Here is a 23,461-nt window from a genome sequence, read left to right as displayed (position 1 = left end):
GACCTTTTTCAATCCCACCCGTTTTGAACAGGCGTTAGACCAGTTCTTTGAGTTCCTTCGCGGCGCGGAAGGCGATCTTCTTCGAAGCCTTGATCTTGATGGCTTCGCCCGTCGCCGGGTTGCGGCCCATGCGCGCCGGACGCTTGCGAACCTGCAGCACGCCGAGACCGCCGATGCGGATGCGCGCGCCCTTCTTCAGGTGCTTACCGATGGTGGTGACCAGGTCTTCCAGCAGCGCGATCGACTGCTTCTTCGGGATCTCGTGAGCCTCGGCGAGAGCCGCCGCGATATGCTTCAACGTAACGGTTTCGATCTTTGCAGTTGCCTTTGCCGGGGCCTTCGCCGGAGCCTTCGCCATGGTAATCCCTCTCATTTGCGAATCAATTCGATGTCGAACAATACATCTTCAAAGTCCAAAAACACGCTGTTTACGGGCGTTTTTCGAATGAAGCGCGCGAAATGAGCAGCATTTGTTGCCGGAAAGCAAGCGGCAGTTTCATGGCCGATGCAAAAAAAGTGCGCGGAAACCCGAAAGTTTCAGCGTCATTTGCATTCCGGATGCGGGCGGAAAGGGAGGAAACGAGAAGGTCGGCACGCTGCCACCCGAGGCTTCGACGACCTGCCCGGTGACCAAACTGGACCGTGCCGCAGCGAGGAAGCTCACGACGTCGGCAATGTCCGAAGGCTGCCCGATGCGCTTCGACGCGTGTTTGCCAAGGGCGAGCGATACCCCTCGGATTGCTCACGAAAGCCGCCGCGATATCGGTGTTGAAGACGCCCGAAGCGACGGCTTTGACCGCAGCGGCGAAGTGGTCAACGCGCTCCGCTGCGCCGAAATCGAAAAGCGCTTTCCAGACGTCATCACCGCCATATTGAAGGCAAGCGAGAAGCCCAAGAAGCGCTAGCGCGGCTCGCCCGGCCCTTCAAAACGTCAAAATCCTCAGCGAACGAGCGGGAACAGCGCGGCACCCGATGTCATGGGTGTCGAAGCAAATGACTGCAACCCTGACACGGAGATGAGGAAATGGCCTACGTCGATGGATTTGTCGTTGCAGTGCCGGAGAGCCGCCTCGCCGATTACAAGAAGCTGGCGAAGAAGGCGGGCAAGATCTGGCTCGAGCATGGCGCGCTGGAATACGTCGAGTGCATTGGCGACGACGTACCGGTCGGCAAGCTCACATCGTTTCCGCGCGCGGTGAAATTGAAAGACGGCGAAGTCGTCGCCTTTTCATGGATCATCTACAAATCCCGCGCCGATCGCGATGCCATCCTGCAAAAAGTGTTTGCCGATCCACGCCTGTCTAAAGACATGTCGGAAATGCCGTTCGACGCAAAGCGCATGATCTACGGCGGCTTCAAAACGATCGTGGAGATGTGACGTATCCCGTCATCCTCGGCCGAGCGAGGCGAAGCCGCGTCGAAGGCCGGGGATCCAGCATAAAATGCGCCGAAGGCACAAAAAATATTGTCGTCTTCGACGAGCCTAACGCAACGGCGCTGGCGGCCGGCTCCGCGAAGCGGAGTCGCCAGCGCCAATTAAAAACTACTTGAAATGCTTCGACAGCTTCAGGCCCTGGCCCTGATAGTTCGACTTGAGACCCTGGCCGTAAATCATTTCGGGCGTCTCGATCATGCGCTCATAGATCAGCCGCCCGATAATCTGCCCGTCTTCGAGAATGAACGGCACTTTATGCGAACGCACCTCGAGCACGACGCGCGATCCGCCACCGCCCGCCGGAGCATGACCGAACCCAGGATCCATGAACCCCGCATAATGCACGCGAAACTCGCCGACCAGCGGATTGAACGGCACCATTTCGGCGGCATGCGTCGGCGGCACATGCACGGCTTCCTTCGACGCGAGAATATAGAACTGATCGGGATCGAGGATCAGGCGATGCTTGTCGCGAACGTAGATCGGATCCCAATAATCCTCGACCGGATAAGCGCCCGGTTTATCGACATCGACGACGCCGGTATGGCGGCGCGCGCGGAATCCGATAAGCCCCCGCGCATCACCCGCGAGATCGACCGACAGCGCGATGCCGCCCGAGATATCCGCATCCTCGGTTGAAATCAGACGCTCGCGCTTGTGGAGTTCTTTCAGATCGACATCGCTGTCGGCGGCCGTGCCGACGCGAAAGCGAATTTGTGAAAGCCGCGATCCCTTCCTGACGACGATCGGAAACGTCTGCGGACAGATCTCCGCGAACAGCGGCCCATGATAGCCGTGCGGGACCTGATCGAACGCGCCGACGCCGTCGGCGATGACGCGCGTGAACACATCGAGCCGGCCCGTCGAACTTTTCGGATTGGCGGAGGCTTCGACATCCTGCGGCAGTTCCAGGCTTTCGAGCAGCGGCACGATATAGACACAGCCCGTTTCGAGCACGGCGCCCTGGCTCAGACTGATCGTATGCAGCGCGAGATCGTCGAGCTTCGTCTGCACGCGCCCGCCGGGCTTCGGAAGAAAGCTCGCCCGCACCCGGTATGCAACCGGCCCAAGCCGGAGATCGAGGCTCGCGGGCTGGACCTGCGTTTCCGCGACCGGCTCGGCGATCACGATCTGGCCTGCCGCAATCATCTCCGTGATGCCTTGCGAAGGAACGATGCCGTGAGCCGCATCGCGCCGCTTCGACGCCGCAATGATCCTCTCTGCTTTGGCCATCTCGTCCTTCGCCTTTCAGCCCTGTTGCGGGCCCACTAACGCTAACGTCGATCCCTAAGCCAGCCGCCCCTTGACGCCAAGAGGCACCGGAGTTAATCCCCGAGACGTTCCGTGGTCCTTTGGCCGGCCGGCTTGCAGCCACGTTAAACAAGTCGCTAAAGAGGCCGTGTGCGCTCCCGGTTTCCCGCGCCCGGCTTCGACGACCGGCGCCCGTGGACCGGGTTTTTTGTTGGCGCGAAAGGCTGAAGTCCGATGGCAAAAGAAGAAGAGCAGTCTGCCGGGCGCAATTGGCGGCCCGAGACGGCACTCGTGCATGGCGGCATCACACGGTCGCAATGGAACGAAACGGCGGAAGCGCTCTATCTGACCCAGGGCTTCGTCTATAACTCGGCCGAGCAGGCCGAAGCCCGCTTCAAGCAGGAAGACCCGGGCTTTCAGTATACGCGCTTCGGCAATCCGACGACGGCGATGTTCGAGGATCGCCTGAAGATCTTCGAAGGCGCCGAGGAATGCCTCGCCACCGCGACGGGCATGGCGGCCGTTACCGCCGCGATCCTCTCCTATGTCCGATCCGGCGACCATATTGTCGCGGCGCGCGCGATGTTCGGCTCGTGTCGCAACGTCATCGAAACGATCTGTGCACGTCTCGGCGTTTCCTCGACGCTGGTCGACGGCAAGGACTTGAACGCCTGGCGCGAGGCGATCCGCCCGAACACCAAGCTGTTCTTCTTCGAGACTCCCTCCAATCCGAACCTCGAGCTCGTCGACATCGAAGGCGTCTGCAAGATCGCCCGCGAAAAAGGCATCATTTCCGTAGTCGACAACGTCTTCGCGACGCCGCTGCTGCAGCGGCCGCTCGCGCTCGGGGCCGATGTCGTCGTCTATTCCGCGACCAAGCACATCGACGGCCAGGGCCGCTGCCTCGGCGGCGCAGTTCTCGGAAAAACCGAATTCATCACGAAATATGTGCAGGAATGGCTGCGCCAGACTGGGCCGTCGATAGCACCCTTCAATGCTTGGGTGCTGCTCAAGAGCCTGGAAACGATGCCCGTCCGCATTCGTGCGGCGTGCGCTACGGCCGCCAAGCTCGCCGACCTTCTGGCCGGCCTCGACGGGGTGACGAACGTCATCTATCCGGGCCGCGCCGATCATCCGCAAGCTGAGCTTGCCGCGCGCCAGATGCCGGGCGGCGGCCAGATGATCGCGTTTGAGGTTGCTGGCGGCAAAAGCGGCGCCTTCCGCTGCCTTAACGCGCTTCGCCTCATTATCCTTTCGAATAACCTCGGCGACGCGAAAAGCATCATCACGCACCCGGCGACGACGACGCATTTCAAGCTCACCCCGGCCCAGCGCGACGAATTGGGCATTAGCGATGGCATGATCCGGTTATCGGTCGGACTTGAAGCTGCCGAAGATTTAGCCGACGATCTGACGAACGCAGTCAAGGCGGCCAAGGGCTGATGGGAACCAATGACCAAGAACACGCCAGCATCGGCATCTAAATCGACATCTAAAAGGCAGGCTGCGAGCCACCCTTACGAAGCGATCACGCGCGGCATCCGCATCCGCGTGGAGCCGCAGTACCTCGACGACCAGTCGTCGCCCGAGGACAGCCACTTCGTCTGGTCCTATGCCGTCGAGATCAGCAACGACGGTCAGGAAACGGTCCAGCTGAAATCACGCATGTGGCGTATCACCGACGCGCTCGGCCACACCGAGGAAGTGCGCGGTCCTGGCGTCATCGGACAGACCCCGACGATCCAGCCGGGCGAGTCGTTCAACTACACGTCCGGCTGCCCCTTGAAGACGCCGCAAGGCATCATGGTGGGCAGCTATCAGATGACGGATGAATCCGGCAAGCTGTTCGACGTCGCCATTCCGGCCTTCTCGCTGGATAGCCCTTACACGCGCCGCAGCATGAACTGACAGCGACGGGCAGGATGAGCACGAGACGCGCAACTGAGACACCGGCGGAGCTGCTCGCCCGCCTCGTCTCGTTCGATACGACCAGCTACCGTAGCAATCTCGATATCGTCTCGTTCATCGAAGACTACCTGCACGGCCACGGCGTCACCTCGCGCCGCATCGTCAGCGACGACGGCCAGAAGTCGTCTCTCTACGCCACGATCGGACCGGACGGCGAAGGCGGCGTTGCGCTGTCGGGTCATACCGACGTCGTTCCCGTCGATGGCCAGACCTGGACCAGCGATCCTTTCACCGTGCGCGCCGCCGACGGACGTTTTTACGGACGCGGCACTGCGGACATGAAAGGCTTCCTCGCAGCCGTTCTCGCCGCAACACCCGACTTCAAACGGCGCAAGCTCAAGACGCCGATCCATTTCGCGTTCTCCTACGATGAGGAAGTCGGCTGCCTCGGCGTTCGCCCGATGCTCGCCGAACTCGGCAAGGAACTGCCGAGACCGCGCATGGTCATCGTCGGCGAGCCGACGTCGATGCAGGTCGTCGATGCCCACAAAGGCCCCGTCCGCTGGCTCGTCGAGGTCAAGGGCCGCGCCGCGCATTCGAGCATGGCGCCGCTCGGCGTCAACGCGATCACCTTCGCCGCGCGCCTCATCGGAGAACTGGAGCGTATCGAAGCCGACCTGAAAAAGAACGTCCGCAACGCCCGCTTCGATCCCGACTATCCGACGCTTCAGGTCACGATGCTCGAAGGCGGCACGGCGTCGAACATCATTCCGATAAGCTGCACCTTCGGCTTCGAAGTGCGCGCCTTGCCGGGCCTCGATCCCGCAATCATCGAACGCCGTCTGCGCCAGTTCGCCGAAACCGAGTGCCTGCCCGAGATGCGCCTCGTCGCACCGGAAGCGGACATCGCGATCACGCGCAAGAATTCCGTCACGCCCTTCGGCGCCGACCGAACGTCCGACGTCGTCGCGCTCGCCCTCAAACTTACGGGCCAGAACGAAACGCACACCGTCTCATTCGCGACCGAAGCCGGACTTTTCCAGGAGGCCGGCGCTCCTGCGGTGGTTTGCGGTCCTGGAGACATCGCGCAGGCCCACACCGCCGACGAATGGATCGCCGAAAGCGAGATCGTGAAATGCTCCGCGTTTCTCGAGCGTCTCGGAGATTGGGCCGAAGCCTGAGCGGGTGCACTGCAAAAAGCGCCGCTTCTCAGCACATTGACCGCGTTTCCACGCGCGTGTGACATCACTGCGACATCTTCGTGCCCTTTTGCATCGGCCCACCGCTTTTTCTAGGTCTGCCGCGCAATCGACGCAGTGTTAGGAGTACGAATGCGCCGAGCCGGCAAGCATTCGCGATCACAGAGACAGTCTCATGACCTTGCGCACCAAAACCCTATCGTCCGCACTTTGCGCAACGATCGCCGCGTCGATGCTGTCGGCATGCTCGACGACGCCGCTTCCGTCGATCGGATCGATCAATCCGTTTGGCGGCAACCAGCTCTCCGAAGTCGATCGCGCATTTCTGCAGGCCGCGGGAAGCTGGGATACCAACCACGACAACGTCGTGACGTGCAACGAGTGGAAATCGTACGCCGAAGATCTGTTCAACGGCGCCGACACCAATCACGATGACTCGCTGGACGCGAGCGAGTGGCCAAATCTGATCAAGGTCGATCGCCTGTTCGAGACTGCGAACCTGCAATATTACGATGCCAACGGCGACGGCAAAGTCTCGCGCGCCGAATTCGTCGACAAAGCAAACCCGGCGTTCACGCTGATCGACAAGTCCGGCAGCTGCAAACTCGACGGTTCGCAAATCGCGAGCGCCCGCTCGAAAACGGAATACGACGTTTCGGGGGCCAAGGCCGAAAGCGGCGATCCGCGTGAAGCAGGCGGCCAGGCCGGCAAAGTCGCCAACGGCGGCATGCGCTAACGCGAACTAGCCGCCGGCTTGTTTCAGTTCATCGAGCGAAAACGTGTATCGCGACGTGCAGAATTCGCACGTCACGACGATACGGCCGTCGTCGTCGCGCATGTCCGCAAGATCCGCCGCTCCGAACGCGGTCAGAACGTTTTCGACCTTTGCGCGGCTGCATCGGCAAAATGACGTCAGCGGAATGACGCGCTCGATCGCGACCTGCTCTTCGTGAAACAACCTGAGCAACAGACGCTCGACCGGCAGATCGGGATCGAGAAGCTCATGATCCTCGACCGTCGCGGCGAGCATCTCGACGCGACGCCAGTCTTCCGCGGCGTCATCATCGCCGTCGCGCTGCGCCGCAAGACTTTGGACCATCAGTCCGCCGCCGCGCCGATGCCATTCCGGCGTGCTCGAAGCCGATCGGCGCGCCGCCACGAACTGGTTCGCAACCGCGATCCGAATGAATGTCGGAAGCCCTTCCCGCTGCTCGAAATAAGCCGCTGTCGTCGCCTGCAGCGCCGCATTTTCAAAAGCGAGAACGCCTTGATAGCGCTCTTCACCGGGACCGGAATCGAGCGTCAGCGCCAGATGCCCGTCGCCAAGACCGGCACGCTGCACGTCCGCGTCGTCGAGCTTGGCCGCGTCGTAGCGCGCATATCCGCGTAATCTGCCGGGCGCGGCGTAGTCGGCAACCAGGATTGAAACCGGCCCACTCGCACGAACCTGCAGGTTGAGATTGCCGCCGTCAGGCAGCGCGGAACCGCAAAGCGCCGCAACCGCAATCGCCTCCGATAAAAACCGGCTCGGTGCATCCGGCATCGCATGCGGCGTGACGATATCGTCGAGCGTTTTGCCCAACCGGACGAGCCGGCCGCGAACATTGGAGCGGCGCGTGCGAAAGACGACGACGCTGTCGTCAGCCGGCACGCGCGGCGGCTGCGGTTCGATCGGCATACGGCGATACTCTCAGCGTTACGCGCCGAAACACCACGCAAGAATGGCCTTCTGCGCATGCAGGCGGTTTTCGGCTTCGTCGAAAATAACCGATTGCGGGCCTTCCAGCACCTCTTCGCTGACTTCATGTCCGCGATAGGCGGGCAGGCAATGCATGAAGATCGCCGACTTGCTGGCCTTGCTCATCAGCTTGGCGTCGACGGCATAAGGCGCGAGGATTTTCTTGCGCTTGGCGGCGCCAGACTGCCCCATCGACACCCACGTATCGGTAACGACGCAGTCCGCGCCCTTCACCGCTTCACTCGGATCGGTGCCGATTTCGACATTGCCCTTTTCGCGCCGGACCCAGTCGAGGGCCTCCGCCTCAGGATAAAGCGACTTCGGGCACGCGAGGCGAAGCTTGAATCCGAAACGGACCGCCGCGTGCATCCACGATACCGCGACGTTGTTGCCGTCGCCGACCCACGCAACCGTGCGTCCCTTGATCGGGCCGAGATGTTCCTCGAACGTCTGGATGTCGGCCATGATCTGGCACGGATGACTCTTTTCCGTCAGCCCGTTGATGACCGGAATGGTCGCGTGACGCGCAAGCTCGGCGAGCGTCGCGTGCGCGTTGGCGCGGATCATGATGCCGTCGGCATAACGTGACAGCACGCGCGCCGTGTCGGCAACGGATTCACCGCGCCCAAGCTGCAGATCGTCGTGATTGAGCGTCAACGCCTGACCGCCGAGCTGGCGCATCGCAACGTCGAACGACACGCGCGTCCGCGTCGACGGCTTCTCGAAAATCAGAACGAGCACGTCGTCCTCGATCCCCTTCGGACGAAGGTCGGCCGGAACGCGCTTGCCGGCACGTTTCATCGCGTGCGCGTTGTCGATGATCTTCCGCAGCGTCTTGGAATCGAGATCGGCAATATCGAGAAAATGCCTCGGGCCCTGTTTCGCGGTCATTACAGTCGGAGCCTTCTCCAGCATCAGCCAACCTCGCGATCGACGCGCGAAAGCGCGCGCGATAGAATTTGCATGGCCTCGGCGATGTCCTTGTCCGAGGCGATGAGGGGTGGAAGCACGCGCACGCAATTGTCGCCCGCGCCGACCAGCAACAGTTTTTCATCCATAGCCGCAGCCACCAACTTCTGTGGTGACACGTGCGCTTTGAGCTTGAGCCCGGTCAGAAGCCCCGCGCCGCGAACCTCTTCGACGACGTCCGCATGCTGATCCTTGAGCCCCGAAAGCCCCTGCTTCAAATGCAGCGCCTTCGTGCGCACGCCTTCGAGGAACTCAGGCTCGGAAACGATGTCGAGAACCGTCGACGCAACAGCCATCGCCAGCGGATTGCCGCCGAACGTCGAGCCGTGAGTGCCAGGCGTCATGCCTTTCGCGGCTTCCGCCGTCGCCAGGATTGCACCGACCGGAAATCCGCCGCCCAAGCCCTTCGCGACGGCCATGACGTCCGGCGTGATACCGGCCCACTCGTACGCGAACAGCTTGCCGGTGCGCCCGACGCCGGTCTGCACTTCATCTAGCACCAGCAGCAGTCCATGCTTGTCGCAAAGATCGCGAATGGCGCGCAGATCTTCCGGCGAGAAAGAACGAACCCCGCCTTCGCCCTGGATCGGCTCGAGCATGATCGCTGCCGTCTCGGGCGAGATCGCCGCTTCCAGCGCCGCCAGATCTCCGGCATCGACGTGATCGAAGCCGCCCGCTTCCGGCGCAAAACCTTCGAGATATTTTTCGTTTCCGGCCGCGGCGAGCGTCGCGAGCGTCCGCCCGTGGAACGCGCCGCGGAACGTGACGATCCGCTGCCGCTCAGGATGACCGGAGACATAATGATAGCGGCGCGCGACTTTGATCGCGCCTTCGCAGGCTTCCGCGCCCGAATTGCAAAAGAAGACGCGCTCCGCGAACGTCAGCCGCGTCAGCTTTTCAGCAACCGTTTCCTGGCCTTCGACGCGATAGAGGTTCGACGTATGCCAGAGCTTGTCGGCCTGCGCCTTCAGCACCGCGACGAGCGCCGGATGCGCATGACCGAGTGCATTCACCGCGACGCCTGATCCGAAATCGAGATAGCGGTCGCCGTTTTCTGCGAAAAGCCAGCAGCCCTCGCCGCGCGCGAACACGATGTTCTGACGGCCGTACGTACCCATGACTGCGGCTGACGGCTCAGTCGACACTGAAGAGCGACCGGGTGTTTTCCCCAGCGCGGCGGGGGAAGATGCCATGTGCGTGGATAACCCCAGGCGGAAAATCAAAAAGCCGCCCACTTTTGGCGGCCCGAATGCAACCACTGATACGCGTTGACCGTATTCCTGTCAACGAATGTCCCGTATTCCCGGGGTGCCGCGAGTAGAACTGACAGCGCTACAATCCAGCGGTTGAATGGGCTGTCTCCCAAACAGGCATTTCGGACATATCCCCGGCCACGAATCGATCTGTTGCTGCCTCGCAACGTTTTCCTGTCAATACCCTTATGATTAAACCTCTGTCTTGTAGGCGGGATTCAGCATGTTGTAACTTACCCTTGTTGGGCCACGAGATCTGGCGGCGCCTGTCGCGCCCTTGATCCGGCTGTGTATCGGCTCCAACCGCGCTCTGGGCAGCCTTGTATGCGCCGCCCGCGTCTCTAGCGTGTATGTTCCGCGTTTTCCTGAAGTTTTTGCGTTTGTAACCGGTCAGGACCGTCGTCGTCCTGCGTCCGCGTGCTGTCGTTTCGACTGCGCGCGCGCAGACCTCGCGTCTCGACCGTCGTTCCGCGGGCACCGGGGGGTGCACGCCGCTGTTGCGGCTCGAGAGGGAGCATACGACGCATGTCTTGGACTGATGAGCGCGTGGATCTGTTGAAGAAGCTCTGGTCGGAAGGACTAAGCGCTAGCCAGATCGCCGGCCGTCTTGGAAGTGTGACCCGCAATGCGGTCATAGGAAAAGTTCACCGTCTCGGCCTTTCCGGCCGGGCGACCACGTCACGCATGAAAACGCACCGTCCGCGCAGCCGCATGGTCAATGCCAAGAGGCCGGTAAAGCCGCGCTTCGCCCAGTCGGGCAATCCGGCCGTCCGCGCGTTGTACATGGATACCGAGGCTTACGTGCCGCCGGCGGAGGAAATCGAGATCCCGCTCGCCGAGCGCAAGACCATCCAGACGCTGACCGAATGCAGCTGCCGCTGGCCGATCGGCGATCCGCAGACGCCGGAGTTCCACTTCTGCGGCCGTAACAAGGTGCCGTTGCTGCCGTATTGCGAGGTTCACGCCCGCCGCGCCTTCCAGCCCGTCGCGCCGCGCCGCCGCGAGCGCACGGAAATCGAAAGCCCGGTCGCCATCACAAGCGCCGTTCTCGCGACTGCGGATCCGAAGCAGCGAGCCTGAGATATTCCGCGAGGCTAGCCGGGGGGCAAGGCCAGCGGAGCAAGAAAGCCAGCAGCGCGCGGGGGCCGCTGCTGGCTTTTCTATGCCCATTTCGCTAACCGTCTTGGCTTCGTCGCGGAACCGGCTCTTCGCCGTATGCTAGCTTCGCGGCACGCAGCCCTTTAAGCAGCCTCAGGAGACGTCCCATGTCGAAAAGCAAAGGCAAAGGGAAGTCCAGCAAAGGCGAACCCGCACCGTCAACCGTCTCTGAAGTCAAGGAGAGCGGCACCGGCCCGACCGCGGCCGACCGCAAAGCCACGAAAAAACTGGCGGAGAGCGGAGCGACCGGCGATCTCCTGCAGAGCTTTTCGATCGACGCGCCAAAGCTGCCGAAGGCAATTGACGACGCCTCGATGCGATCCGGCTGCTATCCTTATGATGAGCGCATGAAGCGCGCCGAGTTCGAAGAGCGGCTGCTGGCGTTGCAGATCGAGCTTGTGAAGCTGCAGAAGCATAATCTCAAGACCGGCGGCCGCATCCTTTGTCTCTACGAAGGCCGCGACGGCTCGGGCAAAGGCTCATGCATCAAAGCCTTCAACCAGCACATGAATCCGCGCAATACGCGCACCGTCGCCTTGACCAAGCCGACCGAAACCGAGCGCGGACAGCTCTACTTCCAGCGCTACGCCGTGCACCTTCCGACCGCCGGCGAAGTCGTGCTCTTCGATCGCTCCTGGTACAATCGCGCCGGCGTCGAGCGCGTCATGGGCTTCTGCACCGAGCATCAGCTTGCGATCTTCCTGCGCGAAGCGCCGGAATTCGAAGGCCTGCTCGTGCGCGATGGCATCAAGCTGTTCAAATTCTACCTGACGATCGGCCGCGAGATGCAATTGAAGCGCTTCTACGAACGCCGCCAGGACCCGTTGAAGCAATGGAAGCTGTCCGACGTCGATATCGCCGCGCTCCCGAAATACGATGACTACACGAAGGCCGAGGTCGAGATGTTTCGCTTCACCAACACGGTCATCGCGCCGTGGATGGTCGTCCGCGCCAACGATCAGCGCCGCGCCCGCCTCGAAACCATCCGCCACGTGCTGCTGGCGATCGACTATGAAGGGCGCGATCTCTCAGCCATCGGCGAGGCTGATCCGCAGATCATTTATTCACCGGCTTAAGCAGTCATCGAACCAGCAGGATCGGCGCCTGGATGGCCGCCGATGCGCGCGAAAGCTCCCGTCCGTCAGCGAATGCTGTACCGCCGAACCGCGCAACGACGAACGACGGCTTCATGCGCGCGATGATCTCGGTCATCGCGCCGGGCACGCCGAACGTCGGACCAATCGGCGCGAACGCAACCGTGGGCATTTCCGCAGTGAGCAGCCGTGCCGGATGCTCGATCTCGGCATGCTCTGCGGATGTCTCCGCGCCAATGACGAGTTGAATGACGGCGTCGGGCTGCGATAGCCGCTCGGCTGCACGCAGCATCGACGGCAGCCGGTCGCCGTCTTCGACGATGACGACGACGCCCGTTTTTCTCTTGGCCAGCGCTTCGCCGCACAGAAGAAAGCCGGTCGCTCCGCTGACATTGGCAAGCAACGAATTGATGACGGAGTGTCCGCCGACCGACGGCGTGCCGGTCAGCGCCACGATGTTCCAAGGCCCGCGCATCAGGCACATATCGGAAATGCGGTCGACGGCATCGCCCTGCGCCAGCGCATGACGGACTTTGACTTTATGCGTCCGGCCGGCATCTTCAACGATGCGGCGGCAACGCTGCGCCAGAAGCTGGAAGCGGTACGCAACGGGCGGAATATCCGGCAGACCGACATGACCGATGCGGCGGAACGGAACGTCACCGCTTTCATCCGCACGTTGATCGACGACGATCGTCTCGATCTCGGCATCGTAGGCGCGGGCTAAACGCAACGGCGCATCGAGCACCGAGGGCGTACAGCGCGACTCGGGATCGAGCCAGAGAACGACGCGGCCGCTCAGCTCCGAAGCTTCGGCCACGTGCGTGATCATGGGGTTTCACCGTCGGCGCGATGTGCGAGAGCCTCGGTGACGTCGGACGCTCTGATCTGCGCGGCATCGCGCGTTCCAGCGACCGCATCGGCATCCTTGAGCAGATGCAAAAGCGCCGTGCACGAAAGCGAAACGCGCCCGCCGCCGCGCCGGACCGCATCCTTGTAGATGATCGGCGCGACGCTCGGCGCCAACGGACGCAATGCGTTGTTGGAAGCGAGCCTCGCCGCCCCCATCGAAAATTCGTTCTCCGGCATATCGGCAAGCGGCACCGCCGCGCTGAGCTTGGCGACGTGCGGGAAATGCCGCGCGATCCCGGGCTCGATGGCTTCGAGTTTCGACCACGACTGCTCGTCCGCGATCAGAATGATCGTTGCGGCAAGCGGCACCGGGTCCGCCTTGATCGACAGGCCCGACCCGCTCAGCGGTGTGATTTCGCGCGACGCGAGCGCGGCGCTCAACGCCGACCACGCCTTCGGATCGGCTGCGAGCCGCCAGGCCTCGATGATCACAAATCCGGACCCGGCGCGAGCCAGTTGCCCCGGCACATGCGCCGGCCGTCCCAGCGCATCGCGACCGATTTCACCGAGAAGATCGACGGGCGACACATGGCGCACGGTCACGACCTTGCGAAGCTCGTCGCCGTCTTCGCCCGCGAGATTGAGCGGCATGGCGGCATGCTGCCCCGCGCCGCCCGATGTCGACGACGCCACGAAGGCATCTTCGACGGCATCGATCGCGGCGACGATCGGCTGATCGTCTTCATGCGCTTGCTTGAGCGCGACAAGGCTCGGCCGGATCGCACGCAACGCCGTCTGCCGGACCAGCGCCTCATACTTCTCACTGGCCTCGAACTCGACATTCGGCAGCGTCGCGACGATCGACTGCAACTCGCTTTCCAGCGTCGTGATCTTGGCCTCGACGTTGCGCTTCAACGCCTCTGGCAACGCGCGAAAAACATCCGATCGCACGACGCGGCCTTCGTGCATCGGTGCCAGCACGTAACCGTCCAGAGATTTGACGACTGCGATGTTCTGCGATTCCGCACGCCGCCGCACTTCGTCGACGGCCTTGTCGCCGAGATAGCGAATTTCTTCTTCCAATAGATCGAGACTAATCCGATGCTCGTCGCTTTTGGTATGGCGTTCAAACGCGACCGTTGCCTTGTCGATTGCCGCGCGAAGATCGCGCACAAGCTCCGCAGCCTTACCATGCGGAATGGCGAAGGCCTTCGCACGCGTCGGCGTGTGCCGTTCGACCACGTAAATCCAATCGTCGGCAGCGTTGCGCGCTGTGTCGGCGGCAAGCTCTTCCGCAAGCGCAAGGCGTCCGGTGCCGGGTTCTCCAAGAACGAGCAGATGCTCGCAGGGCTTCGCATTGAGCGCCGCACGAATTTTCGCGACCGCACGTTTCTGCCCGAAAACATGCGGCTGTGAAGCGGGAGCGATCGGCGCGGGTTCGGTTGGAACCTGCGGCGGCTTGATGGATTTCGTATCCTGAACTTCGATCTGCCCGGCCGTGCTCGCAACACCGGCTAACCGATCCGCAAGCCTGGACGTCACGAGCGTGACGACATTCGTCTGTGGTGGAGACGGCGGCGGTGTTTCAGAAGCTTGCGCGCTGGCGGTTTCTGTTTGCGCGGCAGACTCTGCGGCGCGTTCTTCAGCGACGACCGGCGTATCGGCTTTCTTCGCCGATCGATTGCGCCAGAAAACCATGCCAAAGTCCCCCAGGATGGCAACGCCTCTACACCTGCGAACATCACAATCCGTCCGCGATCGCTTGCCTCTGACTGTCGCACCGCCATAATGGCGGCACCATGACGGACGCGCCTCCTTCCGCAACGAATAATGTGATGGACATCGCGACGGCGCCCGCCGCCGTATCAATTCGGGACGATGCTCGCGCACGCGCCATCTTGCGCGGTACGCAACGCCTCTTGCGATCATTGAATTTTGAAAGCCTGAGCGAAGTCTCGCTCGGAAATGGTCGCCGCGCCGACATCCTGGCATTGGCTCATGATGGCAAAGTCTGGATCGTTGAAATCAAGTCGAGCATTGCCGACTTCCGCGCCGATCAGAAGTGGCACGAGTATCGCGAGTATTGCGACGCGCTGCTCTTCGCCGTCGCACCAGATTTTCCGGTTGAAGTTCTGCCCGCCGACACAGGGCTTATTCTCGCCGACGCATATGGCGGAGAGCTGGTGCGCGATCCGCCGAGTCATCCTGTCAGCTCGGCGCGCCGCAAGGCATTGACGCTATCGTTCGCGCGCACGGCGGCGATGCGCCTGCTCGCGCAGGTCGACCCCGGCGTGAAAATGGAATGAAGCTCAGAGAAGCAGGCCGACGTCGGCCCGCCGATTACTTCGGCGCGCGCTTCGCGAGAATGCGCTGCAGAGTACGGCGATGCATGTTGAGCCGCCGCGCCGTCTCCGAAACATTGCGGTTGCACAGTTCATACACGCGCTGAATGTGTTCCCACCGCACGCGGTCGGCCGACATCGGGTTCTCCGGCGGCGGCGCCTTCGAGTCGCTCGGCGCCAGCAACGCGTCGGTGACATCATCGGCATCGGCGGGCTTCGCGAGATAATCGACCGCACCGAGCTTCACCGCCGTAACCGCGGTTGCGATATTGCCGTAGCCCGTCAGCACGATGGCGCGAGAGTCGGGCTTCAGCCGTGCGAGTTCCGCGATGACGTCGAGGCCCGAGCCATCTTCGAGACGCATGTCCACGACAGCGAACGCCGGCGGCTTTTCGCGAATGAGATCGACACCCTCGGCAACCGAATGCCCGAAGCGGACTTCGAACCCGCGAAGCTCCATTGCGCGTGCGAGGCGCTGCAGGAAGGCGCGATCGTCGTCCACGATGACCAGCGACCGATCGGCCGGCAACTCATCCTGTTTGAATGACAGATCCTCGGTAACCACGTTATCCTCCCGCATCAGGGCTCACCCGCATGTTTGTTCGCTTTTGGCATATTCCAACGGCGGGACTCCAGCCGCAACCCCTTACGCAGGGAAAATCGAGGCCGAAAGGTTACCAGCGGGCTATTCCGGCCGATTCCTTTCGTCACAACAGCCAAATTAAACCGTGTTGGCCTTTCGCGCGCGTGCTCCGGGCCAGTCGAACGTGCCCTGAGGAAGCTCGAAAGCGCTTCGCGGCCACGCGATCTGTATGATGGCACCCGTCCGTGGTGGCGGTTGGTTGGAAAAGGTTACGGTCGCGCCGGACCGCTCGAGCAGCGTCTTGGCGATGAAGAGCCCTAGCCCCAACCCCGAATGACCTTTGTCGCCTTTGTCTTCATAGCGGCGCGAAGTGACGTACGGCTCGCCGATCGTATCCATCATCTCCGGCTTGAATCCCTGTCCGTCGTCGATGATCGTCACGACCACTTGCGCCGCGTTCCAGCGCGCCGAGAGATGCACTTCTGACGCCGCGAAGCTCACCGCATTTTCAATGAGATTGCCGAGCCCGTAGATGACACCCGGCCGGCGGTAGCCGATGGGCTCCTCGCGCGCAGCCTCTTCGAGTCCCGGCAGCGGATGCGCCGAAATGATGATGCGCTTGCCCGACGCACGATGCGCCGCCGACGCCTCTTCCAGCAGTTCGACCGTCGTGATGCTGGCGTGCATCGGGTCCTGCTCGCCGGGCTTGCGCGTCAGCTTTTGCAAAATCTCGCGGCAGCGTTTCGCCTGACTGTGAAGCAACTGCAGATCCTCGCGGAAGCGACTCTCCGGACCGAGTTCGTGCTCGAGTTCCTTCGCAACCAGCGTGATCGTCGATAACGGCGTCCCGAGTTCATGCGCGGCCGCGGCGGCAAGACCATCGAGCGCGTGCAGACGCTGCTCGCTCGCCAGCACCAGATCGGTCGCCGCCAGCGCCGCCGACATCTGGCGCGCTTCCTTGTTCAGCCGCCACGTATAAAACGCCATGAAAATCATGGACGCGACCAACGCCGTCAGCGAGCCGATCTTGTAGTCGCGCGGCAGCTCGAAGCGTAAACCCTCATACCATGGCAGCGGATCGTGAAATGATATGAGCACACCGCCAACGGCGATCACGATGGCGCCGAGAATGAATGTGTAGCGCATTGGTTGCGTTGCGGCAGCGACCGTCACCGGCGCGACGAGCAGCACCGAAAACGGGTTCTGAATACCGCCGGTAAAATATAGAAGGCCCGCAAGCTGCAGCACGTCGTAGACGAGCAGCCCGAACGCGAGGCTCGTGCTCAGGCGATAGCGCGCGGGATAGCGGATCGACAGAAAGACATTAAGCCACGCCGACATGGCAATCAGGATCAGGCAGTTTCCGATGTTGAACGGAAAGCCGTAGTAAAGCTTGATCAACGCCACGGCAGCGAGCTGCCCAAGCACGGCCATCCATCGCAACCGCACACTGGTGACGAGCCGAAGCTGGCTTTCGCGAACGTTCACGATGCCCTTCAAGACCGGCGCGACTGCGGGTTTGCTTTCTGCCGGCGTGCTCATGGTCCTGAAATCCAACGGTTGATTGTGGTAACTGCAAACCACGCGTGATGGGCTTGCACGGCGGTCCATAAAGACCGACATGAGGGGGCGTGCAGCCGCTTTATCTACTCAAAGCATAACGGAGACTTCAAGCAGATGAACCGTGCAATGGTTGGATTGGCCCTGGGCGGACTAGTTTTAGGCGCCGCATTCGGCGCATTGGCCCTGCGTTCGACCGACAGCCAGGACAGCGCACGCACGGCCGCCGTTTCCGGCAAGCCACTGGTCGGCGGTCCGTTCAGCCTGATCGATCCGACCGGCAAACGCGTGACCGATCAGGACTTCCGCGGCAAGGAGATGCTTGTTTTCTTCGGCTTCACCAATTGCCCCGACATCTGTCCCGCCGGTCTGCAGGTGATGGCGGCAGCACTCGATCAGCTCGGCAAAAAAGCTGACGACGTCGTACCTTTGTTTATCACGCTCGACCCCGAACGCGACACGCCGGAAAAGATGGGCGAGTACATCAAGAACTTTAGTCCGCGTCTCGTCGGCTTGACGGGAAGCGCAAGCGAGATCGCCGCAACTGCGAAAGCTTATCGCGTGTTTTATCAGAAGGTGCCTGACGAAAAGAATCCGAACAACTACAGTGTTGATCATTCGGCGTTCTTCTATCTGATGGGCAAGGACGGTGCGTTTCTCGCACCCATTCCGATCACAAATGATCCAGCGCAACTTGCGTCGTCGATCGGTAAGGCATTGGGATAGCTGACGCGGCGAATCGATGCTGAGACCTCAACGCCACACATCCACTAACCGCATCCTGTCTATGACGTTGCCGCTGGAGCAGCGACGCGAACCTTGATAGGTCATTTTCGTGCTGCATTGGTCCGGCACACGCGTGCCGTACTCGCTGCATCGACATGATGCGCGTCAGCTTTGGGGGCCAGGACGCTTGGGGATCAAGAATAAACGGCACATTGCCGAGTTGTCTTCTCAGTCACGCGCTGTACGTCTTGAAGACATCGGCGCGCAACTCGAAGTGCGCCGTCATCCCAGCGCGCGGCGTCTGACGCTGCGGGTCAGCCGCACGCGCCGCGCCGTGATCGTCACGCTGCCTTTGCAGTGCGATCTCGACGAAGCGGGCACATTCCTTAACCGTCACATCGACTGGGTTCGCGCGCGCCTCGACAGCCTTCCGAACCACATTCCGTTCGAAGATGAAGCGGCGATGCCGTTGCGCGGCGAAGCTCATCGGATTGTGTTCACCGGCGCCGCGCGCACGCGGATCATCTCGGTCGAACGTGATGCGCGCAGTCATCCGACAATTCTCGTTCCAGGTCCGAAAGACCTCGCGGCAGCGCGACTGACGCGCTGGCTGTTCGATCAGGCGAAAAGCGATCTCGAAAAGAGCGTCGCCGAGCACGCCGCACGTTTGTCGCTGAAAGCGAAGCGGATCACGATCCGCGATCAAACCAGCCGCTGGGGCTCGTGCTCGACGACTGGATCGCTGTCGTTTTCCTGGCGGCTGATCCTCGCGCCGTCCTTCGTTCTCGACTACGTCGCCGCGCACGAAGTGGCGCATCTCGCAGAAATGAACCACGGCCCGCGGTTCTGGGCGTTGGTCAAAAAGATCCGCCCCGAGTTCGAAGCCGCCAAACAATGGCTGCAGGTGCGCGGACCTGATCTGCACCGGTACGGCCCGGATCACGGCCGCAACCACTAGTCCGGGCTGCCTCTAGCGAGCGCCGATTGCGAATGCCGCAACGCCCGGACGTGCCTCGACAGGCTCCTGATCCGGCATCGCATCCCGCTGTTGCTCCAATTCATCGGCAAGCGCACGCGCGATGAAATCGTCGTCGATATTGCTCGTCGGATGCGACTGTGATGGCGGCTGAATGTCGGCTGCCTTCTCCGCCACCCTCGGCGGCGCTATTCTTTGCGCAGCATCGCGCGCCGCCGACGGCAGAGCTTCATGATATTGAACGACACGCGGCGCGCTCGGCGTTTTTGAGACGTGCGCGGCCTCGTCCACCGGCAAGACCGCGTCATCAACCTCGGGTCTACTGGCGACCGTGCCTGGCAACGGCGCGGACGGCAGGCCTTGATGCGCGACGCGCATGATCTGGTTCCAGATTTCCGCCGGCAGACTGCCGCCCGTCGTGCGGATCATCGGCTTGCCGTTGTCGTTGCCGACCCAAACGCCCGCCGTCAGCTGGCTGGTGTAGCCGATGAACCAGGCATCGCGGAAATCCTGCGTCGTGCCTGTCTTGCCCGCGACAGGGCGATCCGGCAGCGCCGCGCGTCGCCCGGTGCCGCTGACCACGACGGCATTCAGCATGTCGTTCAGCGCGCCGATCTCATCGACGCTCGCGACGCGATCGGTGCGCGGCGGCGGACTGACATAGACCGGCGATACATTTCCGACGCGAACCTGGGAAATGATGTGAGGCTCGACCGCTTCGCCGCCGTTCGAGAATACGGCATAGGCGCCCGACATCTCGAGCAGCGAGACTTCCGACGTCCCGAGCGCCAGCGACGGACCTTCGTGCAGATCGGACCTGATGCCGAGCCGTCGCGCCACCGCGATCGTGCGCCCCTGACCGACATCCTGATTGAGACGCACAGCAACTGTATTGACCGACTGCGCCAGCGCCTGCCGAAGCGTGATTTCTCCGGCATATTTGTTGTTGTCGTTTTTCGGCGACCAGTCGCCAATCGTCACCGGCGCGTCGAACATCACGCTATCCGGCGTCATGCCGCGATCGAGCGCCGCGAGATAGACGAACGGCTTGAACGCAGAACCCGGTTGCCGCTTCGCCTTCACCGCACGATCGAACTGGCTTTCCGCGTAGTCGCGTCCGCCAACGAGCGCGCGAATGCCGCCCTCCTTGTCGAGCACGACGAGCGCCGCCTGACTTGCACCGAACGCCGCACCCTTCCGCGCCAGCGTATCCTTGACGATCTTTTGCGCACTGCGCTGCAAGTCCCGGTCGAGCGTCGTCTGCACGATGACTTCGCCGCTCGCGGTCTGCGAAATCGGCGGCATCTGATCCAGAATATAATCGACGACATATCCGGTGTCGGACGCAACGACAGTCGTTTTCGGATCGGCGAACACGACCGGCTGCGCCAGCACGATCTTTTCCTGCTCGGGCGAAATGAAACCTGCGTCACGCATCAGCGAAACAACGACGCGCCCGCGTTCGCGTGCTGCATCAGGGTTCGTCGCCGGAGAATATTTCGACGGCGCCTTGAGAAGTCCGGCGATGACCGCGGCTTCCGCCAGATTGAGGCTGCGCGCCGGTTTGCCGAAATACCGCTCGCTTGCCGAACCGACGCCGTAAGCACCCGCGCCGAAGTAGCATTGGTTGAGATAAAGCTCGAGGATCTCGTCCTTCGTGAGCCTGACTTCGAGCCACAGCGCCAGCCCAAGCTCGGCAATCTTGCGCGTCAGCGTCCGCTCCTGCGTCAGGAACAGGTTCTTCGCGAGCTGCTGCGTCAGCGTCGAGCCGCCTTGCGCGAAACGCCCCGCACGGAGGTTGGCGAACATCGCCCGGAACATGCCGAACGGATCGACGCCGTAATGATCGAAAAAGCGGCGGTCCTCGGTCGCGACGACCGCCGCCGGAATGAGCTTCGGCAGATCCGCAAGCCGGACATATTCGTGCGCTGCACCACGTTCTGCGATGGTCGTCCCATCGCGCGCCAGAATCCGGATGAGCGGCGCGCGATCGTTATTTCTCAGCGCAAGCGGATCGGGAAAAACGACTGTGTAGTAGACCATCATCGCGGCAAACGTCAGGATGATGCCGCCGGTCGCCGCAACTCCGAAACTCAGCGCCAGGCGATATTTGAGCTTGAGCCGTCCGAGCAGCGAACCTGTGGTCGTCCGCTGTTGCGGAGGCGAAGGCTGTGCCGGAACCGTTTCATCGCCGAAATCGAACGCCTGTTGGGCAACGGATTGAAAGGGAGCCGGTAGCGTTGGCGGCGCAGGAGTCTTGCCGAGGCCGAGCGCTTTGCCCACGACCCACGCGCAAAACCGGATCGTCGCTATCAGGACCCGCAACACCGCCGCACCCAACCATCGGTAACGTTCAAACCCGCGCCCGTTGCATGGCGCAGCCGGCGCGGCACGATTTCGCCTGAGCAATATCAGACCTTGGATAAGGCCCGGTTAAGCTCGCCCGAATGCGTTCGGCAAAGCGCGATCGAAGGCCCTCGTTGTAGGTGCGCGCGCATCACCACTCAAGAAAAGTGCATCGCGAGCAAATTGCACGTTGGCATCGAGCACCCCCGGCGTTCATAATCGGGTAACAAAGTGGGGAGGCTGATGTCAGCAACGAATGAACTGGTAGCTTACAAGGATGCATTGCTTGTCCTCGGCACGGCCGGGGTCGTTGTTCCGTTGCTGCATAGACTTGGCGTCAGTACGGTTCTTGCATTTCTGCTCGCGGGCGCCGCGCTGAGCCCTGGCAGCCTTGGCGCCCTGACGCCTTACTTCCCCTCGCTCTCCTGGCTGACCATCACGGACCCGGAACGACTGTCAAAATTCGCCGAATGGGGCGTGGTTTTGCTGCTGTTCCTTATTGGCCTCGAACTCTCATTCGAACGTTTATCAACGATGCGCCGCCTGGTGTTCGGACTGGGCGGTCTGCAAGTGCTCGTCTCGACCGCCGCGATCGCCATTTTCGCCATCGAGATCGGCCAGACGCCGACGACCGCCATCGTCATCGGCTCGGCGCTCTCGCTGTCGTCCACGGCCATCGTCATTGAAATCCTGGCGCGCCAGAAAAGGCTGTCGACGACTGTCGGACGAACGAGCTTTTCTATCCTGCTGTTCCAGGACCTCGCCGTCGTCCCGATCCTGCTGCTCGTCGGCATCCTCGAACCGGGAAGCAAGCAGTCGCTGCTGGTCGGCATCATGACCGCGCTGCTGCAGGCCGCGGCCGCACTGCTGATCATCATCGGCGTCGGACGTTTTCTGCTGCAGCCGTTGTTCCGGCTGGTTGCGCAGACCCACAACCACGACCTCTTCATCGCGGCGACATTGTTCGTCGCGGTCGGGACGAGCTTCATTTCCGCTGCCGCCGGACTTTCGCTAGCGCTCGGCGCTTTCGTCGCCGGCCTGCTCCTCGCTGAAACCGAATACCGGCGCGCCGTCCAGACGACGATTGAGCCGATCAAATCGCTGCTCCTCGGCGTCTTCTTCTTTTCCGTCGGATCGAGCCTCGAATTGAAGTCGCTCATCTCCTCTCCGCTCGCCATCCTTCTGACGGCAGGCGGCACGATCGCGTTGCAAACAGCGATCATCTATGGACTTTCCCGCCTGTTCGGCATCAGCAAAGGACCGTCGTTCGAGACCGCGACGCTGCTCGCACCCTGCGGTGAATTTGCGTTCGTCATTCTGACTGTTGCTCTGAGTTACGGTCTGCTCGAGCGCGAATTGGCGAGCATTCTGTTGACGTCCGTGTCGCTCTCCATGGCTTTGATCCCGGCTACTGCCAGGATCGGCCGCTGGGTGTCGAAGCGAAATGCACCGCCAGCAGTCGTCGATCCAGCCGGCAGCGTCGCACCGACCGGCAGCGAGAACGCGACGGCTCTCGTCGTCGGTTACGGTCGCGTTGGCCAGCTCATCGGCGACATGCTCGCCGAGCATCAGGTGCGCTACATCGCGGTTGATCGCGATCCGCGCCTCGTCGCGAACGCGCGCCGCGACGGAAAGCCGGTCTATTTCGGCGACGTCAGCCAGCTCGACTTCCTGAAACACTGCGGTCTCGACACCGCCAAGGCGGCGATCATCACGATCCACACGCAGCCCGAAATCGACGCCATCGTTCAGGCGTTGCGCGTGAACTACCCTAAGCTCGTGATCGTCTCGCGCGCCAAGGACGCGAACCACGCCCGCCATCTTTACGAGATCGGCGTGAGCGACGCAGTGCCGGAAACCATCGAAGCAAGCCTTCAGCTGTCCGAGGCCGCGCTCGTCGGTCTCGGCGTGCCGACCGGTCTCGTCATCGCGTCGATCCATGAAAAGCGCGATGAGTTCCGAACCGAGCTTCAGGGCGCCGCGAAAAAGGCCGGCACGGAAACCCGGGCGTTGCGCAGCCGCAGGGTGCAATAAGAAAGCTCAATCGATTTCCCACGGCGTTGCAGCGTGT

The 23,461-nt window shown here is 62.1% G+C and carries 22 protein-coding genes and 1 riboswitch; of the genes, 12 read left to right on the top strand and 10 right to left on the bottom strand.

Annotated elements, in window-relative coordinates; translation table 11 throughout:
- Positions 1–34: 34 nt before the first annotated feature.
- Positions 35–358: an HU family DNA-binding protein gene (locus HYPGJ_RS02640; RefSeq protein WP_046845706.1), complete on the bottom strand. Its 324-nt coding sequence runs from the start codon at positions 356–358 to the stop codon at positions 35–37.
- 268 nt (positions 359–626) lie between these two features.
- Here HYPGJ_RS02640 and HYPGJ_RS19285 point away from each other — a divergent pair, with 268 nt between their 5' ends.
- Both HYPGJ_RS19285 and HYPGJ_RS02630 read left to right on the top strand, forming a co-directional pair.
- A complete protein-coding gene (locus tag HYPGJ_RS19285; protein WP_200185652.1) occupies positions 627–905 on the top strand; it encodes a hypothetical protein in 279 nt (92 codons plus the stop codon).
- Between the two features lie 119 nt (positions 906–1,024).
- On the top strand, positions 1,025–1,378 hold the full coding sequence (locus tag HYPGJ_RS02630; protein WP_046845705.1) for a DUF1428 family protein: 354 nt from the start codon (positions 1,025–1,027) through the stop codon (positions 1,376–1,378).
- A 165-nt stretch (positions 1,379–1,543) separates the two neighbouring features.
- Here the strand turns inward: HYPGJ_RS02630 and HYPGJ_RS02625 are convergent, their stop codons facing one another.
- Complete coding sequence (locus tag HYPGJ_RS02625; protein ID WP_046845704.1) at positions 1,544–2,668, bottom strand: 2'-deoxycytidine 5'-triphosphate deaminase; 1,125 nt, start codon at positions 2,666–2,668, stop codon at positions 1,544–1,546.
- 101 nt (positions 2,669–2,769) lie between these two features.
- A riboswitch (SAM riboswitch) is annotated at positions 2,770–2,848 on the top strand.
- A gap of 72 nt (positions 2,849–2,920) precedes the next feature.
- Between HYPGJ_RS02625 and metZ the strand changes: the two genes are divergently transcribed.
- The 4 genes from metZ (at position 2,921) to HYPGJ_RS02605 (ending at position 6,529) form a co-directional block, all read left to right on the top strand.
- Positions 2,921–4,129, top strand: a complete 1,209-nt coding sequence (gene metZ / locus HYPGJ_RS02620) for an O-succinylhomoserine sulfhydrylase (protein ID WP_046845703.1) — start codon at positions 2,921–2,923, stop codon at positions 4,127–4,129.
- Positions 4,130–4,138: 9 nt separating this feature from the next.
- Complete coding sequence (gene apaG, locus HYPGJ_RS02615) at positions 4,139–4,594, top strand: Co2+/Mg2+ efflux protein ApaG (RefSeq protein WP_200185650.1); 456 nt, start codon at positions 4,139–4,141, stop codon at positions 4,592–4,594.
- Positions 4,595–4,608: 14 nt separating this feature from the next.
- Positions 4,609–5,775 (top strand): acetylornithine deacetylase, encoded by a 1,167-nt coding sequence (gene argE, locus HYPGJ_RS02610; protein WP_046845702.1) that lies wholly within the window; start codon positions 4,609–4,611, stop codon positions 5,773–5,775.
- Between the two features lie 193 nt (positions 5,776–5,968).
- Positions 5,969–6,529 (top strand): histidine kinase, encoded by a 561-nt coding sequence (locus tag HYPGJ_RS02605; RefSeq protein WP_046845701.1) that lies wholly within the window; start codon positions 5,969–5,971, stop codon positions 6,527–6,529.
- A 6-nt stretch (positions 6,530–6,535) separates the two neighbouring features.
- Here HYPGJ_RS02605 and HYPGJ_RS02600 read toward each other — a convergent pair whose 3' ends face one another.
- From HYPGJ_RS02600 to HYPGJ_RS02590, 3 genes are read right to left on the bottom strand one after another with little or no spacing between them, the layout of a single operon-like run.
- Positions 6,536–7,471, bottom strand: coding sequence for an Hsp33 family molecular chaperone HslO (locus HYPGJ_RS02600; RefSeq protein WP_046845700.1), 936 nt, complete (start codon positions 7,469–7,471; stop codon positions 6,536–6,538).
- 18 nt (positions 7,472–7,489) lie between these two features.
- The gene (gene argF / locus HYPGJ_RS02595; protein WP_083983999.1) at positions 7,490–8,446 is read right to left on the bottom strand and encodes an ornithine carbamoyltransferase; all 957 of its coding nucleotides are present in this window, start codon (positions 8,444–8,446) and stop codon (positions 7,490–7,492) included.
- Positions 8,446–9,618: an aspartate aminotransferase family protein gene (locus HYPGJ_RS02590; RefSeq protein ID WP_046845699.1), complete on the bottom strand. Its 1,173-nt coding sequence runs from the start codon at positions 9,616–9,618 to the stop codon at positions 8,446–8,448. The genes argF and HYPGJ_RS02590 overlap by 1 nt, the downstream gene beginning before the upstream one ends.
- 660 nt (positions 9,619–10,278) lie before the next feature.
- Here HYPGJ_RS02590 and HYPGJ_RS02585 point away from each other — a divergent pair.
- Entirely contained in the window at positions 10,279–10,833 is a 555-nt protein-coding gene (locus HYPGJ_RS02585; protein ID WP_046845698.1) for a GcrA family cell cycle regulator, read from the top strand.
- 185 nt (positions 10,834–11,018) lie between these two features.
- Positions 11,019–11,987, top strand: coding sequence for a polyphosphate kinase 2 (ppk2, locus tag HYPGJ_RS02580; RefSeq protein ID WP_083983998.1), 969 nt, complete (start codon positions 11,019–11,021; stop codon positions 11,985–11,987).
- Between the two features lie 4 nt (positions 11,988–11,991).
- On the opposite strand, the gene HYPGJ_RS02575 is transcribed toward ppk2, so the two are convergent.
- Together HYPGJ_RS02575 and HYPGJ_RS02570 are read right to left on the bottom strand one after the other, a co-directional pair.
- The gene (locus tag HYPGJ_RS02575) at positions 11,992–12,837 is read right to left on the bottom strand and encodes a hypothetical protein (protein WP_046845697.1); all 846 of its coding nucleotides are present in this window, start codon (positions 12,835–12,837) and stop codon (positions 11,992–11,994) included.
- Complete coding sequence (locus tag HYPGJ_RS02570) at positions 12,834–14,555, bottom strand: AAA family ATPase (protein ID WP_046845696.1); 1,722 nt, start codon at positions 14,553–14,555, stop codon at positions 12,834–12,836. The genes HYPGJ_RS02575 and HYPGJ_RS02570 overlap by 4 nt, the downstream gene beginning before the upstream one ends.
- 101 nt (positions 14,556–14,656) lie before the next feature.
- On the opposite strand from HYPGJ_RS02570, the gene HYPGJ_RS02565 reads away from it, so the two are divergent.
- A complete protein-coding gene (locus HYPGJ_RS02565) occupies positions 14,657–15,163 on the top strand; it encodes an MmcB family DNA repair protein (RefSeq protein ID WP_101536100.1) in 507 nt (168 codons plus the stop codon).
- A gap of 34 nt (positions 15,164–15,197) precedes the next feature.
- On the opposite strand, the gene HYPGJ_RS02560 is transcribed toward HYPGJ_RS02565, so the two are convergent.
- Together HYPGJ_RS02560 and HYPGJ_RS02555 are read right to left on the bottom strand one after the other, a co-directional pair.
- Positions 15,198–15,779, bottom strand: coding sequence for an ActR/PrrA/RegA family redox response regulator transcription factor (locus tag HYPGJ_RS02560; RefSeq protein ID WP_041921461.1), 582 nt, complete (start codon positions 15,777–15,779; stop codon positions 15,198–15,200).
- Between the two features lie 141 nt (positions 15,780–15,920).
- Positions 15,921–17,324: an ActS/PrrB/RegB family redox-sensitive histidine kinase gene (locus HYPGJ_RS02555; protein ID WP_070104052.1), complete on the bottom strand. Its 1,404-nt coding sequence runs from the start codon at positions 17,322–17,324 to the stop codon at positions 15,921–15,923.
- Positions 17,325–17,459: 135 nt separating this feature from the next.
- Here HYPGJ_RS02555 and HYPGJ_RS02550 point away from each other — a divergent pair, with 135 nt between their 5' ends.
- Both HYPGJ_RS02550 and HYPGJ_RS02545 read left to right on the top strand, forming a co-directional pair.
- Positions 17,460–18,068, top strand: coding sequence for an SCO family protein (locus HYPGJ_RS02550; protein ID WP_046845695.1), 609 nt, complete (start codon positions 17,460–17,462; stop codon positions 18,066–18,068).
- Positions 18,069–18,255: 187 nt separating this feature from the next.
- Positions 18,256–19,026 (top strand): SprT family zinc-dependent metalloprotease, encoded by a 771-nt coding sequence (locus tag HYPGJ_RS02545; RefSeq protein WP_046845694.1) that lies wholly within the window; start codon positions 18,256–18,258, stop codon positions 19,024–19,026.
- A gap of 12 nt (positions 19,027–19,038) precedes the next feature.
- On the opposite strand, the gene HYPGJ_RS02540 is transcribed toward HYPGJ_RS02545, so the two are convergent.
- Positions 19,039–21,327 (bottom strand): PBP1A family penicillin-binding protein, encoded by a 2,289-nt coding sequence (locus HYPGJ_RS02540; RefSeq protein WP_244465982.1) that lies wholly within the window; start codon positions 21,325–21,327, stop codon positions 19,039–19,041.
- A 306-nt stretch (positions 21,328–21,633) separates the two neighbouring features.
- On the opposite strand from HYPGJ_RS02540, the gene HYPGJ_RS02535 reads away from it, so the two are divergent.
- Entirely contained in the window at positions 21,634–23,424 is a 1,791-nt protein-coding gene (locus HYPGJ_RS02535) for a cation:proton antiporter (protein WP_046845692.1), read from the top strand.
- Positions 23,425–23,461 lie beyond the last annotated feature (37 nt).

Source organism: Hyphomicrobium sp. GJ21 (genome assembly GCF_001006785.1).
GTDB lineage: Bacteria > Pseudomonadota > Alphaproteobacteria > Rhizobiales > Hyphomicrobiaceae > Hyphomicrobium_B.
This window is presented reverse-complemented; position numbering and strand designations above follow the sequence as displayed.

Excerpts from the sequence above, each read along its gene's own strand:
- HYPGJ_RS02625 (WP_046845704.1), bottom strand. The coding sequence starts at position 2,668 with ATGGCCAAAGCAGAGAGGATCATTGCGGCGTCGAAGCGGCGCGATGCG.
- argE (WP_046845702.1), top strand. The coding sequence starts at position 4,609 with ATGAGCACGAGACGCGCAACTGAGACACCGGCGGAGCTGCTCGCCCGC.
- HYPGJ_RS02555 (WP_070104052.1), bottom strand. The coding sequence starts at position 17,324 with ATGAGCACGCCGGCAGAAAGCAAACCCGCAGTCGCGCCGGTCTTGAAG.
- HYPGJ_RS02585 (WP_046845698.1), top strand. The coding sequence starts at position 10,279 with ATGTCTTGGACTGATGAGCGCGTGGATCTGTTGAAGAAGCTCTGGTCG.
- HYPGJ_RS02550 (WP_046845695.1), top strand. The coding sequence starts at position 17,460 with ATGAACCGTGCAATGGTTGGATTGGCCCTGGGCGGACTAGTTTTAGGC.
- HYPGJ_RS02605 (WP_046845701.1), top strand. The coding sequence starts at position 5,969 with ATGACCTTGCGCACCAAAACCCTATCGTCCGCACTTTGCGCAACGATC.
- HYPGJ_RS02590 (WP_046845699.1), bottom strand. The coding sequence starts at position 9,618 with ATGGGTACGTACGGCCGTCAGAACATCGTGTTCGCGCGCGGCGAGGGC.
- HYPGJ_RS02630 (WP_046845705.1), top strand. The coding sequence starts at position 1,025 with ATGGCCTACGTCGATGGATTTGTCGTTGCAGTGCCGGAGAGCCGCCTC.
- HYPGJ_RS02570 (WP_046845696.1), bottom strand. The coding sequence starts at position 14,555 with ATGGTTTTCTGGCGCAATCGATCGGCGAAGAAAGCCGATACGCCGGTC.
- apaG (WP_200185650.1), top strand. The coding sequence starts at position 4,139 with ATGACCAAGAACACGCCAGCATCGGCATCTAAATCGACATCTAAAAGG.
- metZ (WP_046845703.1), top strand. The coding sequence starts at position 2,921 with ATGGCAAAAGAAGAAGAGCAGTCTGCCGGGCGCAATTGGCGGCCCGAG.
- HYPGJ_RS02565 (WP_101536100.1), top strand. The coding sequence starts at position 14,657 with ATGACGGACGCGCCTCCTTCCGCAACGAATAATGTGATGGACATCGCG.
- HYPGJ_RS02640 (WP_046845706.1), bottom strand. The coding sequence starts at position 358 with ATGGCGAAGGCTCCGGCGAAGGCCCCGGCAAAGGCAACTGCAAAGATC.
- argF (WP_083983999.1), bottom strand. The coding sequence starts at position 8,446 with ATGCTGGAGAAGGCTCCGACTGTAATGACCGCGAAACAGGGCCCGAGG.
- HYPGJ_RS02560 (WP_041921461.1), bottom strand. The coding sequence starts at position 15,779 with ATGCGGGAGGATAACGTGGTTACCGAGGATCTGTCATTCAAACAGGAT.
- HYPGJ_RS02600 (WP_046845700.1), bottom strand. The coding sequence starts at position 7,471 with ATGCCGATCGAACCGCAGCCGCCGCGCGTGCCGGCTGACGACAGCGTC.
- ppk2 (WP_083983998.1), top strand. The coding sequence starts at position 11,019 with ATGTCGAAAAGCAAAGGCAAAGGGAAGTCCAGCAAAGGCGAACCCGCA.
- HYPGJ_RS02575 (WP_046845697.1), bottom strand. The coding sequence starts at position 12,837 with ATGATCACGCACGTGGCCGAAGCTTCGGAGCTGAGCGGCCGCGTCGTT.
- HYPGJ_RS02535 (WP_046845692.1), top strand. The coding sequence starts at position 21,634 with ATGTCAGCAACGAATGAACTGGTAGCTTACAAGGATGCATTGCTTGTC.